The organism is Streptomyces sp. LBL (assembly GCF_029893585.1).
Classification (GTDB): Bacteria; Actinomycetota; Actinomycetes; order Streptomycetales; family Streptomycetaceae; genus Streptomyces.
The window spans coordinates 33574-46405 of sequence record NZ_JARXYX010000048.1; the positions used below are offsets into that span (position 1 = coordinate 33574).

Genomic DNA, 12832 nt, shown 5'->3' on the forward strand with positions numbered 1-12832 from the left:
ACTCTGGCCACCAGCCTGTTGCGCCACGGGGCGACTTTGACCCACATCCGCCGCTATCTGGGACAGGTCAGCAGGCTCAAGCTCTGGCGATCGACCTGTCCCGCCGAAGTACCCCGGCCGAGGGCGGGTTCTGCACCTTCCAGCCCGTCGTCGGCGGCGGCGCCTGCCCCTGGAATCTCGACTGCCACAACTGCGACAAGTTCGTCCTCTCCGGCGCCGACCTCCTCTACTGGCAGCGAAAGCGTGAACAGTGGCGGCTGCTGGCCGAGGGCGCCCCCGACGACGCCACCGCCGACTACCTCCACCGCTACTTCGATCCCACAGCCCGCGCCATCGACGGCCTGGAGAAGGCCCTGGCCGGCCTCGGCCTCCTCGACGACGCCCTCGCCCTGGACCTGCGCAAACCCCAGGACTACTTCCACCGCGTGTGGTCCACCGCCTTCCGCGCCGCCGACCTCGCCGACGCGGCGCAGAACGACGGCGAGTACAGCGATACGCGCACAACCGAGGACACCGACCCCGAACAGGACGTCGCATGAGCACCGGCACGGTCCGCGAACCCCGCACCGCCGCGGCCTTGGCCGCCCGCCGCCGCAAAACCGAGACCGCCCTCCAGCGCGTTCATGACGCCATAACCCGCCTCCGGCGCGAGAAAGCCCAGGTCAGCGTCGCCGCAGTCGCCCGCCGAGCGGACGTCTCGCGCACCTCTCGCCGCCGCGGCCGGAGTCCGCCAACGCGCCCTGGGACTGGCCCTGCCCGAATTCCTCGACGCCGACGTCGACGCCACCGACAAGCCCGGCACCATCGGCCGTCCGCGCTCAGCCCTGCACACCGCCATCCAGCGTCCCGCCTGCCGCCGTTGCACCCACGCCGCAGGCATCACCATGACCGTGACCTGCTGGACCACTCATGGCCGCAACGTCTGTCTCCGCCACCGACTCTGGATCGGCAACGGCATCGCCAACGCCGACGAGCAAGTCGACATCAGCAGGCTCCCCGACACGCTACGAGCCCAGAGACACCACCGAAACCTGGTGGCCCGCCACGGCCGCCGCTGGGTTCGCAACGCCTATCCGGATGCGCGAAAAATGTACTTCGCCTGGCTGCAGCAGTCCGCTGACCCGTTCGATCTGCTCGACACTGCACGCCGCATCCTCACCGACGGCACCGGGAAACTCCCCTCTCCCGACCTGACGCTCACGATGGTCTTCCACCCTCAAGTCGTGACGCTCGCCGGACTTCTCGCCGGCCGGGAGTGGGAACGCCGCGCTGTCGCCACCGGCCACGTCACCCGGCTCGTCGAGCAGATCACCGTCCGCAACATCCTTCTCGGCTACGTCCCCAAGGACCGCAAGGACCCCCTGATCCAATGGGTTGAGCAGCACTCCTCCACCCACAAGTTCGTCGCCTTCCACCGAAGCCCGAGGATCTACGACGCGTTCTTCCCTCGCGAAACGATCCCGCCACCGCGCCAGCCCGATGAAGCCGACGCGGAAACACGGTGGAGCCCGTTCCACCCCTACTACCGCTGCTGAGCCCGAGTACAGCCTGCTCACATTCCGAGCGACGGGGACATTGGGATTCACCCCGGTGGTCCTGCCAGGGCCTTGATGGCCGGGCGCAGCAACGCGGCGATGTAATCCGCAGGAGCCTCACGAAGCGCGGCCAGGCCGAGGAGCTGATGGCCGATGGTCACGCCCAGCAACGCGGTGACGACGAGTGCGGCGCGCAGTTCGGGATCCTCGGCAGCGGGCAGGGCGGCACCGACGCTGTCGATCTGCCGGCCGAGAGCGGCACGGACGTGATCGGCTGCCGCCTGGTCGGTGAGCATCGACCGCATCATCGCCAGCATGCCCTCGGGAAGACCGCCGAGCTTGAGGCCGAGCGAGGCCAGCAACTGATCGACGAGCTCGTCGGCATCAGTGGCCGTCAGCGGGGCGGGCAACGCCTGCACGGCTTGGCTGAACAGCTCCCGCTTCGAGCCGAAGTACTGCATGACCAGAGCCGGATCGACGCTCGCTGCGGTCGCCACGGCGCGAATGGTGGTGCGCTCGAATCCCTTCTCGGCGAACAACTCCCGGGCGCTGTCGAGGATGCGCACCTCGGTCGCTCGGCGGCGGTCGGCGCGGGACTGGCGGAGAGTGGACACCAATTCACTCTACAGCCGTTGACCGAACTTCCAGCCGACCCTACGGTGAGTGGGTCAACAAATGTTGAGCGAATGGAATGACCCCCGTGTCACATCTGAATACACCTCCTGTTCGCACCCCTCACGAGGTGCTGACCTGCTACTACCAGGCCATGCTCGACAAGTCCCCAGACGATCTCGCCGATCTCTACACCATCGACGCGGTGCACGAGTTCCCGTTCACCTCACCCGGCTTCCCCTCATGCCTCGAGGGTCGTGAGGCCGTGCGCGCCGGATACCGGGGAGCCTGGGGCGCCAGCCCCGTCCAGGTGAAGGAGGTCAGGAGGGTCGCGGCCTACGAGACCGCCGATCCCGAAGTGATCGTCGCCGAGCATGTCGTGGTCGGAACGCTGCCGACCAAGGCCACCACGTTCACCGTCCCAGGTCTCCTGATACTCCACGTCCACAACGGACTGATCACGCGAGTCCGCGACTACATGGACAGCTTGGGCGTCGCCAGCGCCAGAGCGTGAAGGCCCCAAGCAGTACAGCGACTGCCCGACCCGAGACGGGACGGCACTCAGCCCGTTCGCCTCTGGCCCCGACGTCTGTCTCAACGAATCAAGTCCCCACGTCTCAGCCAATCCAGTCCACACAGGTCAGCGCAGGAGTGGACGACCAACTTCGTTGAGACAGGACAGTCGCCGACCTGCCTCGGTGGTCACCGGTTTGGAGTCAGCCGCCGCCGGCCGGTCTCCGGATCGGGCCAGCGGCTCTGGATTGGCCTTGGTCCATCACTTCACCCAGCGCCTAGCGTCGAGGTATGCGCATCCGAATTGTCGACGCCTTCACCGACCGCCCCTTCGCCGGCAACCCGGCCGGGGTCCTGCTCCTTGACGCCTTCCCGGACGACGACCGGCTCCAGAAGGTGGCCCTGGAGATCAACCACCCGGAGACCGCGTTCGCCCACCCGCTACCCGAAGGCGGCGAGGCCGACTGGGCGCTGCGCTGGTTCTCACCCGCCGCCGAGATCAACCTGTGCGGCCATGCCACCCTCGCCACGGCCCACGTCCTGCACACCACCGGCGCCCACGAAGGCCCGGTACGGTTCGCCACCCGCAGCGGCGTCCTGATCGCCACGCCCCGCGAGGACAGCTCGATCACCCTGGACTTCCCGACCGCGCCGCTCACACCCGTCGCCCTCCCGGACGGGGTGACCAAGGCCCTCGGCGTCGAGCCGCTCGCCGTCTTCGACACCGGCCAGAGCATCGGCGACCTGCTGGTCGAGGTCTCCGACGAGAAGGCGGTCCACGCCCTCGACCCGGATATGAAGGCCCTGGGCGCCTGCTCCGAGCGCGGCGTCATCGCCACCGCCCGCGCCGAGGACCCCACCCGGGGCTACGACTTCGTCTCCCGCTGCTTCTTCCCCAACGTCGGCATCGACGAGGACCCGGTCACCGGCAGCGCCCACGCCGCCCTCGCCCCGTTCTGGTCCGAGCGCCTCGGCCGCGCCGAACTCACCGGCCTCCAGGCCTCGGCCCGCTCCGGCCGCGTCCGCACCGAACTGCGCGGCGACCGCACCCTGCTGAGCGGCAGCGCGATCACCGTCATCGAGGGCGAGCTGCTCGTCTGAACCGTGCGGGACGGGCGTACTCGAAGAGCACTACGCGACCGGCGCACAAGATATACAAGGCATACAAGGCATACAAAAGGGTGTACAAGAAAAAAGGGCGTAGGAGATCGCCCTACGCCCCTCCCGCACAGCCTCACGCGGTCGGCAGCCAGCCCACCTTCCCGGCCAGCAGCGCGTAGCCGACGAACGCCCCGATGTCGAGCAGGGAATGCGCCACCACCAGGGGACCCACCCGACCCCAGCGGCGGTAGAGGTACACGAACACCACGCCCATCGCCATGTTGCCGATGAAGCCACCGATGCCCTGGTAGAGGTGGTACGAGCCGCGCAGTACCGAACTGGCCACCAGCGCCGTGCCGGGCGTCCAGCCCAACTGGCCCAGGCGGCGCAGGAGATAGCCGACGACGATGACCTCTTCGAGGATGGCGTTCTGCATCGCCGACAGGACCAGCACCGGGTACTTCCACCACACGTCCGGCAGCGCCTCGGGCACCACCGTGAGGTTGAAGCCCAGACCGCGCGCAGCCAGGTAGAAGGCGATTCCGGTACTGCCGATCACCGCCGCGATCCCGGCCCCGCGGCCGAGGTCCGGCCACGGCCGGGTCCGGTCGAAGCCGATCGTGCGCAGGCCCTGCCCCTCACGCAGTAGAAGGTGCGCGACCAGCGCCACGGGCACCAGCGCCGAGGCGATCCCGAACAACTGCCAGGCGAGATCGAGCCAGGGACGACCGGGTGCCGCTGATGCGTTGAGAGTCGCCGCCTGATCCTTCAAGCCCCCCGGTTTGGTGACCGATCCGACAAAGCTGATCAGGGCGGACACACCGCTCGCACCGAGCGAAAGCCCCAGAACGAGCAGCGTCTCGTCCCGGAAAATCCGTCGCGAGAACCGCTCCGGAGGAAAAGAACCGGCCACCAGGCCCGCCTCCGACTGCACACCTGCCTCCAGTTGAGTAATGCCGCCGCATCCCCGCCGCGGCCCCGCTAGGGTCTCGAAAGAAGTTACGAAGATCGTGCGCGACTGGCCGTCGGGGGGTGGACGCCGTGCAGGCGTACCTCCCCCCCTTGTTTGCATGCCGTACGGCCGGCGTCGGCACGAGGTTCAGCAGGCAACAGGGAGGGGCACCACCGTCATGGGACGTCACAGCTTGCCCGATCAGTATGGTGCGGGCGACAGCGACCCCCGTCCACGCGCCCGCCGCCGCGTGGTGGCCTTGGCGACAGCCCTCGTGCTCACCGTGGCCGGCGGCACGGTGGCCGCCATCCAGGGCGGACTGCTCTCCTTCGGCTCCTCCTGCCAGGACGACCCCGTACGGCTGAGGCTCGCCGCCTCGCCCGACCTGGCGCCCACCCTCGCGGCCGCGGCCGAGCGGGCCCGCGACGACGACCTCACCTCCGACGGTCGCTGCGTCGCCGTCACGGTGACCGCGCGCGACGCGTACAAGGTCACGGACACGCTGCTGGCCGGTGAGAAGACCGGCGTCCAGGTGTGGGTCCCGGACTCGGACCTGTGGCTCAGGCGGCTGGAAACGGACAGCGGCACGGCGGACGTGTCCCAGGTGGGCAACGTCGCCTCCACGCCCGTCGGGATGGCGATGGTGCCGACGGCCGCGAAGTCGCTGGGATGGCCGAACGAGACGTACAACTGGCTGGAGCTGGCGGGCGCCGCACTGCAGGGCGATTCCCTCAGGCTCGGCGCGGCCGACCCCGTGCGCAGCGCGACCGGGCTGCTCGCGCTCACCCGGCTGAGTTCCGCCGCCCCGCAGACCGAGGCCGGGGACACCCAGGCCGCGGCGATGATGAAGACGCTGTCACAGCGCACCACGGACAGCGACGGGCAGCTCCTGGAGACCCTGCCACGCGACGCCTCGGGCGCCGAGCAGGGCAACCCGAAGCGCAATCAGGCGCTGATCCTGTCGGAGCAGGCCGCGTTTACACACAATTCCTCGGCCGACGGTGGCAACAGCCTGGACCTCTTCTATCCCGAGGACGGTGCGCCGCGGCTCGACTACCCGTACACACTGGTCGACCAGACGGGGCTGACCACCGACGAGAGCCGGGCCGCGATCCGCTTCCTGAGCTATGTCCGACAGCCGGAACAGCTCCGGCTGCTGCAGCAACGCGGCTTCCGGACGTCGGACGACGAGGTGCCGGACACACTGGTCGCGAAGGCCGGCGGCAGCCGTCCGCAACCGTACCGGGAGCCCGCCGCCGAACCGGCCGCCGAGGAGACGCTCCAGGAGGCCCTCGGCGTGTGGACGATCACAGTGCAGAGCGCCCGGATCACCACGGTCGTGGACGCCTCCTCGTCCATGTCGGAGAAGGCCCCGCGCACCGGCCGGTCGCGGATGGACGTCACCAAGGCCTCACTGCTCCAGGCCCTCGCCACATTCACGCCCGAGGACGAGATCGGGCTGTGGGACTTCGCCACCAAGCTGGACGGCGACAAGGACTACCGCGTGCTCGTGCCGACCGAACGCCTCGGCGACCGGGTGGGCGGCGGCACCCAGCGGGACCGGCTGACGGCGGCGTTCAGCAACCTGGCGCCGGCGCCGAACGGTGCCACGGGCCTGTACGACACCACGCTCGCCGCGTACAAGGCAGCCACGTCCTCCTATGGGAAGGGGAAGTTCAACGCCCTGGTGGTGCTCACCGACGGGGTGAACCAGGACCCGGGCAGCATCTCGCGCGGCACCTTGATCTCGGAGCTGGAGAAGCTCACCGACCCCGAACATCGGGTGCCGCTCATCGCGATCGCCGTGGGTCCTGACGCCGATCGCGCGGAGGCCGAGCAGATCGCCCGAGCGACCGGCGGATCGGGGCAGGAGGTCAGTGATCCCGCCCAGATCCACTCGGTGATTCTGAAGGCGATCGTGGCGGCCGGCGCACGGGCAGCGGGCCAGGGCTGACGCATCTCACCCGGCCGGCGGGTGACGCGATGTGCCGGCCGTTGACGCGACGTGGCCGCCGTCGGCTGACGCGATGCGCCGGCCGTTGACGCGACGTGGCCGCCGTCGGCTGACGCGATGCGCCGCCGTCGGCTGACGCGACGTGGCCGCCGTCGGCTGACGCATCATGCCCGCCCTCCCGCTTCGCCGCACCGACCCCTCTTACCGCCGTCCCGCCCTCGCCGCACGGACGCCTCCCTCAGCCCAGCGGCACCGGCTCCGGCAGGCCCACCGGCCAGGTGTGCACGGGCTCGCCCTTGTGCATCAGCTCGCAGTAGCGACGGGTCGTCGCGGCCAGCGCGGCGTCCCGCGACAGCCCGCCCTCAAGGGCCCGGTGGAAGGTCGCCGCCTGCCAGGACGCGCCGTTGACCCGACGTCGGCACCGCTCCTCGATCACGCCGAGGTACAGGTCGCGATCGGCGGGCTCCACTCCCCACGCCTCAAGACCGGCCTCGGCGAGCGGCAGCAGTTCCTCACGTACCAGGGTCACGGCGTCGACCTCGACCGTGCCGCCGTGACGGCCGCGCCGGGGCCAGGTGAAGCGGGCGTCGATGCCGTGCTTGCAGGCGGCGTCGAAGTTGGCGGCGGCGGCCTCGAACGGCAGCCTGGTCCACACCGGCCGGGACTCCGCGGAGAGGGCGCGGACCATGCCGTAGTAGAAAGCCGCGTTGGCGATGACGTCGGTGATCGTGGGTCCAGCGGGCAGCACCCGGTTCTCGACACGCAGGTGCGGGACGCCGTCGGCGATGCCGTAGACGGGGCGGTTCCAGCGGTAGACGGTGCCGTTGTGCAGGACCAGCTCGGCGAGGGTGGGGACGCCGCCCGCGGCGATGACCTCCAGCGGGTCCTCGTCGTCGCAGATGGGCAGCAGGGCCGGGTAGTAGCGCAGGTTCTCCTCGAAGAGGTCGTACGCGGAGGAGATCCAGCGTTCGCCGAACCAGGTCCGCGGGCGCACCCCCTGGGCCTGGAGTTCGGGCGGGCGGGTGTCGGTGGACTGCTGGAACAGCGGCGGCCGGGACTCGCGCCACAGCTCGCGGCCGAACAGGAACGGCGAGTTGGCGCCCACGGCGATCTGCGCCGCTGCGACGGCCTGGGCGGCGTTCCACACGTCGGCGAAGCGGTCCGGGGTGACCTGGAGGTGCAGTTGCACCGAGGTGCAGGCGGCCTCGGGCGCGATGGACTTGGAGGTGCAGGTGAGGCGCTCCACACCGTCGATGTCGAGGGCGAAGTCCTCCCCGCGGGCGGCCACGATCTGGTCGTTGAGCAGGGCGTAGCGGTCGACGTCCGAGAGGTTGGAGGAGACCAGGTCGTCCCTGTCGAGGGTCGGCAGAATGCCGATCATCATGATTCCCGCGTCGAGTTCGCCCGCTTTCCGGTCGGCGTATGCCAGCGAGGTGCGGAGTTCCTCGGCGAGCCGGTCGAATACACTCCCACTCAATCGGTGTGGAGCTATGTTGACTTCCAGGTTGAACATGGCGAGTTCTGTTTGGAAATCTCGGCTTGCGATGCGTTCGAGCACCTGCGCATTGAGCATTTTCGGCATGCCGTCAGAGCCCGTGAGATTCAATTCGATCTCCAGCCCCATGAGGTTCTTCGGGCGATCGAACCGCTCCTCGACCAGGAGTCGCTCCAGCCCCGTCAGGCACTGTCGGAGCTTGTCGCGGTAGCGCTGGCGATCGGACAGGTCGTACTGGCCTGCCGCGACCTTTTCCCCCATCGAAGGGTCCTCCTTCATCGGGCGGGCCGTGGATCCGGCCGCCGGTGTCCGGGTCAGGTGGGATGATGCCCAGCCGAGACGATCGATAACGCCCCGGACGGGCTCGGCAGCCGCTACTCTGGCAGATGTGACCGGTGGCACATTCGCCGGGCATGGTGCACGCTGCGGTTTCGGGTTCCCTGAAGAACTCGTGAAAAACGCCGATGAGAATGGGCCGTCCGTTGCCCGGGCATTTTCCGAGGTCATCGCCGTGCGATCGCCCCGGAATCGGGAGGATTCCCGCGAAATCGCCGACCGATTGAAGTCTTGCCCTACTCGTGAGAAACGGCTAGACGAAACACAGTCTGAACATATGTCGTATAAACTCCGCGAACAAGGCAGAAGGCTGGCATCCGCGGCCCTCGATCCTGCCGTCAGGTGACGTGCGGCAGGCCTCACCCACATCCCCGGTATCGGACCACGGCCCCCACCTCTCTTGCCCCGCGAGCAGACAGCGCCGTCCGCCCCGCGCCACCCCGCCCCGCCCTCGCGCCCCTGTGCCTGTCGAATGAGAGGCGACCCACCATGCCGCTGCATGTCCCGCCGGCTCCCGCGCCAGCCCTTCGCACCGTCCTCACTGCCCTCGGTTCTCCCACCGCGGTAAAAGAGGCCCGAACTCCGTCCCTGCTGCACGCCCAGGGGCCCACCACGGCCGAACTGCCTCTGCCCGTGCACGTCCTGGACGGGATCGACGCCTCGGGCATCCCCGTCACCCGGCTGACCGGCTGGCGTTTCCTGATCCGCTGCGCCGACCGCGCGGTGGCCGCGGCTGAGACGATGCTGACCCCCGACGGGTGGGCGTTCTCCCACTTCTTCGAAGGCCCGTACATCGCCTCCACCGAGCGTGCGCTGCGCCAGGCCGAGACCATGACCCAGCCCTACCAGCCGCGCCTGCTGTCGGTCCCCGGCCTGTACATGCTGACGTTGTGGTTGCACGGTGACTGCGCCGCCGACGGCGCGACCGGTCACCCCGCCGCCACCGACCTGCTCGTCCCGCTGGCCCCCGCCCCGCCCGGCATCGCGGCCCACCGACCGCACCGGGTGGCCGAACTCCTCCCGGTGCTCACCCATCGGGTGACTCCCACGCCGCTGCTCAGCTCACCCGCCTGAAATCCCTCGCCTGAGCGACCTTCGTACCCCGTTCCCGCATTCCGGGCAGCGGGGTACGACGCGTTTTGCACCACGATTTCCAGTGCTCAATTGGCGCACAGTCGCTCACGCTCGCTCGTACCCGCTCACCCTTGCTCGTACGAGCACTTTATGGCTCGTGCGAGCCGGACGGAGCCCCTGACCCGTCCGGACTAGCCCTATCCGGCCACTGCGAACCATCCGAAGTGACAGTGCAGTTGGGATGAACCGTCTGGGCGGGTGAGGCGTCATCAACCTGTGAGAAGCGGCGCTGCTAAATCCCTGCGGATTGACGTCCGTGGGGCAACACTTGGTTCAGACCGACTTATCGTTACGGGGGGCGGCCATGAACGACGCTTCAAGCCGCGGAACAGACACGACAGCCATTTCATCCGTCAGGACAGAGCGAAAGATCCCACCAATGTGCCAGCACCAGCCGCCGTGCCCTACAGCCGACTCCGCCGACCGGGAATCCGCCCGTCTCGTGGCGCACCACCCGGAACAGGGATGGAGCCTGCTGTGCAACGGCGTCCTGCTCTTCGAGGACACCGGTGAGCTCCTGCCGGACGGCCGGGTCATCGCCCCGCACCGTCCGCTGGCGAGCCAGGTGATGACGGCTGCCTGAGCCTGACCGACCGGGCGGTCCACCGCGCCGCCCGGAGTACCTGAGGGGCTGGCTCGCAGCGTCGACTGCGCACCGGCCCCGACGTATGTCCGGGGTCGGTCACTCCCCGTAGTCCCTTGTGCGGGCTGCCGTCACGGAGGTGTCGCGGGACAGCGACATCCATCCGTCGATGTCCCGCGGCCTGCTCACGTACGGCACTCCCGCACTGCATCGGGTCACCCGACAGATCGACCGGGAGACCGCGCTGACCGTGTTCAGGATCTCCGCCCTGGAGTGACCGGCCCTGACCCCGCAGGCGCACGGGACAGATGGCGAGCCGCCGGGAATCGCCGTACGCCATGACGCTGGGTGTCCGCCCTGTCGCCCGCCCCGATCCCTCGCACAGCCCGGCCCCTGCACCTGGCCCCCACGCCTGTCAGCCCGCTGACCTCCGCTTGACGTGCTTCTGGCTCCCGCCGCATCAGTCTTAACGCAAGCTTGACGGCCTCCGCCCCCTCATCCGCAGGCCCGGGCGTCACTCTCCGCTTACGCTGGTTGCGCCGAATGCGTGATGGCCGGATCCACACGCCGACCCGCATCTCAGGAGCACGCCTGATGGCCACCACCGAACACCCTCCTGCCAGTCGTCTGCGCTCCTGGATGCTGGAGGACCTCTCCGACATGGGCCGGGACGGCGGCCACCAGGGCCCGCACGCCACACCCGAACCGGCACACAAGGGCCAGCGATGGTGGCGGGTGATGTGCCTGACCGGCGTCGACTACTTCTCCACCCTCGGCTATCAGCCGGGCATCGCGGCACTCGCGGCCGGTCTGCTGTCGCCGGTGGCGACCATCGTGCTGGTGATCGTGACTCTGGCGGGCGCCCTGCCCGTGTACCGCCGTGTGGCCGAGGAGAGCCCGCGCGGCGAGGGCTCGATCGCGATGCTGGAGCGGCTGCTGTCCTTCTGGAAGGGCAAGCTGTTCGTCCTGACCCTGCTCGGCTTCGCCGCCACCGACTTCCTGATCACCATCACGCTCTCGGCGGCGGACGCCTCGACCCACCTGGTCGAGAACCCGCACCTGACCAGCACCCTGCACGACAAGCAAATGCCGATCACCCTCGTTCTCGTGGCGCTGCTCGGCGCGGTGTTCCTCAAGGGGTTCCTGGAGGCGATCGGCGTCGCCGTCGTCCTGGTGGGCATCTACCTCGCACTGAACCTCGTCGTCGTGTCCGTCGGTCTGTGGCACGTCGTCACCGCGAGCCATGTCGTCACCGACTGGGCCGGCGCCCTGACCGCCGAGCACGGCAACGTCTTCGCCATGGTCGGCGTGGCCCTGCTGGTCTTCCCGAAGCTCGCGCTCGGTCTCTCCGGCTTCGAGACCGGCGTGGCCGTGATGCCGCACGTCCAGGGAGACCCGGACGACACCGACGAACAGCCCACCGGCCGGATCCGGGACACCAAGAAGCTGCTCACCACCGCTGCCGTGATCATGAGCTGCTTCCTGATCACCACCAGCTTCATCACCACCCTGCTGATCCCGGAGAAGGAGTTCGAGTCCGGCGGCCAGGCCAACGGCCGCGCCCTCTCGTACCTGGCGCACAACTACCTCGGCAGCGCCTTCGGCACGGTCTACGACGTCGCGACCATCGCCATCCTGTGGTTCGCGGGCGCATCCGCCATGGCCGGGCTGCTCAACCTGATGCCCCGCTATCTGCCCCGTTACGGCATGGCACCGCACTGGGCCCGCGCCGTGCGCCCGATGGTCATCGTCTTCATCCTCATCGCCTTCCTGGTCACCTGGATCTTCGACGCGGACGTCGACGCGCAGGGCGGCGCCTACGCCACCGGCGTGCTGGTGCTGATCAGCTCCGCCGCGATCGCGGTCACCATCGCCGCCCGCAAGGCAGGCCAGCGGAAGGGGGCCATCGGCTTCGCGGTGATCTCGGCGGTGTTCCTCTACACGACGGTCGTGAACGTCATCGAGCGTCCCGACGGTGTGAAGATCGGCGCCTGCTTCATCGCCGGCATCATCCTGGTTTCCCTGCTGTCCCGCCTGGCCCGCGCCTTCGAGCTCCGCGTGACCAGCGTGACGCTCGACGACATGGCGGAACGTTTCATCCGGGACATGGCCAGCCGCAAGATACGGTTCATCGCCAACGAGCCCGACCGGCGAGACAAGGCCGAGTACCGCGACAAGATCGAGCAGATCCGGGCCGACAACGACATGCCGGAACAGGAGGACTTCGTCTTCGTCGAGGTCACCGTCCTCGACCCCTCCGAGTTCGAGGCGGGCCTGACCGTACGCGGCGAGGTCCTGCACAACCGCTACCGCGTGCTGACCCTGGAGTCCGCCGCCATCCCCAACGCCCTGGCGGCCCTGCTCCTGCACGTCCGCGACGCGACGAAGTGCACCCCGCACATCTACTTCGAGTGGACCGAGGGCAACCCCTTCGCCAACTTCCTGCGCTTCTTCCTCTTCGGCCAGGGCGAGGTCGCCCCGGTCACCCGAGAGGTCCTGCGTGAAGCGGAACCCGACCGGGCACGACGACCTCGCGTCCACACGGGCTGAGCGAGTCGGGCGGGGTGGGGTCGGGGCGCCGGAGCACGGGCATCACCGGGCCGATCCGCTGGGGCAG

The 12832-nt window shown here is 69.0% G+C and carries 12 protein-coding genes; 8 read left to right on the forward strand and 4 right to left on the reverse strand.

Features of this window, described 5'->3' with window-relative positions; all coding sequences use genetic code 11:
- Nucleotides 1-53: 53 nt before the first annotated feature.
- Nucleotides 54-422 carry a hypothetical protein gene (locus M2271_RS38705; RefSeq protein WP_280892148.1) on the reverse strand — a complete coding sequence of 123 codons (369 nt, stop codon included), beginning with the start codon at nt 420-422 and terminating at the stop codon, nt 54-56.
- 462 nt (nt 423-884) lie between these two features.
- Between M2271_RS38705 and M2271_RS38710 the strand changes: the two genes are divergently transcribed.
- A complete protein-coding gene (locus tag M2271_RS38710) occupies nt 885-1535 on the forward strand; it encodes a hypothetical protein (RefSeq protein WP_280892149.1) in 651 nt (216 codons plus the stop codon).
- Between the two features lie 47 nt (nt 1536-1582).
- On the opposite strand, the gene M2271_RS38715 is transcribed toward M2271_RS38710, so the two are convergent.
- The gene (locus M2271_RS38715; RefSeq protein WP_280892150.1) at nt 1583-2149 is read right to left on the reverse strand and encodes a TetR family transcriptional regulator; all 567 of its coding nucleotides are present in this window, start codon (nt 2147-2149) and stop codon (nt 1583-1585) included.
- Between the two features lie 86 nt (nt 2150-2235).
- Between M2271_RS38715 and M2271_RS38720 the strand changes: the two genes are divergently transcribed.
- Nucleotides 2236-2661, forward strand: coding sequence for a nuclear transport factor 2 family protein (locus tag M2271_RS38720; protein ID WP_280892151.1), 426 nt, complete (start codon nt 2236-2238; stop codon nt 2659-2661).
- Between the two features lie 290 nt (nt 2662-2951).
- Nucleotides 2952-3761: a PhzF family phenazine biosynthesis protein gene (locus tag M2271_RS38725; RefSeq protein ID WP_280892152.1), complete on the forward strand. Its 810-nt coding sequence runs from the start codon at nt 2952-2954 to the stop codon at nt 3759-3761.
- 133 nt (nt 3762-3894) lie between these two features.
- On the opposite strand, the gene M2271_RS38730 is transcribed toward M2271_RS38725, so the two are convergent.
- Nucleotides 3895-4695 carry a type II CAAX endopeptidase family protein gene (locus tag M2271_RS38730; RefSeq protein ID WP_280892153.1) on the reverse strand — a complete coding sequence of 267 codons (801 nt, stop codon included), beginning with the start codon at nt 4693-4695 and terminating at the stop codon, nt 3895-3897.
- Between the two features lie 196 nt (nt 4696-4891).
- On the opposite strand from M2271_RS38730, the gene M2271_RS38735 reads away from it, so the two are divergent.
- Nucleotides 4892-6667 carry a substrate-binding domain-containing protein gene (locus tag M2271_RS38735; protein WP_280892154.1) on the forward strand — a complete coding sequence of 592 codons (1776 nt, stop codon included), beginning with the start codon at nt 4892-4894 and terminating at the stop codon, nt 6665-6667.
- 238 nt (nt 6668-6905) lie between these two features.
- Here the strand turns inward: M2271_RS38735 and M2271_RS38740 are convergent, their stop codons facing one another.
- A complete protein-coding gene (locus M2271_RS38740) occupies nt 6906-8423 on the reverse strand; it encodes a glutamate-cysteine ligase family protein (protein WP_280892155.1) in 1518 nt (505 codons plus the stop codon).
- Between the two features lie 564 nt (nt 8424-8987).
- Between M2271_RS38740 and M2271_RS38745 the strand changes: the two genes are divergently transcribed.
- The 4 genes from M2271_RS38745 (at nt 8988) to M2271_RS38760 (ending at nt 12765) form a co-directional block, all read left to right on the forward strand.
- Entirely contained in the window at nt 8988-9572 is a 585-nt protein-coding gene (locus tag M2271_RS38745; protein ID WP_280892156.1) for a hypothetical protein, read from the forward strand.
- A gap of 439 nt (nt 9573-10011) precedes the next feature.
- On the forward strand, nt 10012-10215 hold the full coding sequence (locus tag M2271_RS38750) for a DUF5999 family protein (protein WP_280892157.1): 204 nt from the start codon (nt 10012-10014) through the stop codon (nt 10213-10215).
- 139 nt (nt 10216-10354) lie between these two features.
- The gene (locus tag M2271_RS38755; protein WP_280892158.1) at nt 10355-10492 is read left to right on the forward strand and encodes a hypothetical protein; all 138 of its coding nucleotides are present in this window, start codon (nt 10355-10357) and stop codon (nt 10490-10492) included.
- 317 nt (nt 10493-10809) lie between these two features.
- Nucleotides 10810-12765, forward strand: a complete 1956-nt coding sequence (locus M2271_RS38760; RefSeq protein WP_280892159.1) for an amino acid transporter — start codon at nt 10810-10812, stop codon at nt 12763-12765.
- Nucleotides 12766-12832 lie beyond the last annotated feature (67 nt).

Coding starts and splice junctions, on each gene's coding strand:
- M2271_RS38745 (WP_280892156.1), top strand. CDS start 8,988: ATGCCGCTGCATGTCCCGCCGGCTCCCGCGCCAGCCCTTCGCACCGTC.
- M2271_RS38710 (WP_280892149.1), top strand. CDS start 885: ATGACCGTGACCTGCTGGACCACTCATGGCCGCAACGTCTGTCTCCGC.
- M2271_RS38725 (WP_280892152.1), top strand. CDS start 2,952: ATGCGCATCCGAATTGTCGACGCCTTCACCGACCGCCCCTTCGCCGGC.
- M2271_RS38735 (WP_280892154.1), top strand. CDS start 4,892: ATGGGACGTCACAGCTTGCCCGATCAGTATGGTGCGGGCGACAGCGAC.
- M2271_RS38750 (WP_280892157.1), top strand. CDS start 10,012: ATGTGCCAGCACCAGCCGCCGTGCCCTACAGCCGACTCCGCCGACCGG.
- M2271_RS38760 (WP_280892159.1), top strand. CDS start 10,810: ATGGCCACCACCGAACACCCTCCTGCCAGTCGTCTGCGCTCCTGGATG.
- M2271_RS38740 (WP_280892155.1), bottom strand. CDS start 8,423: ATGGGGGAAAAGGTCGCGGCAGGCCAGTACGACCTGTCCGATCGCCAG.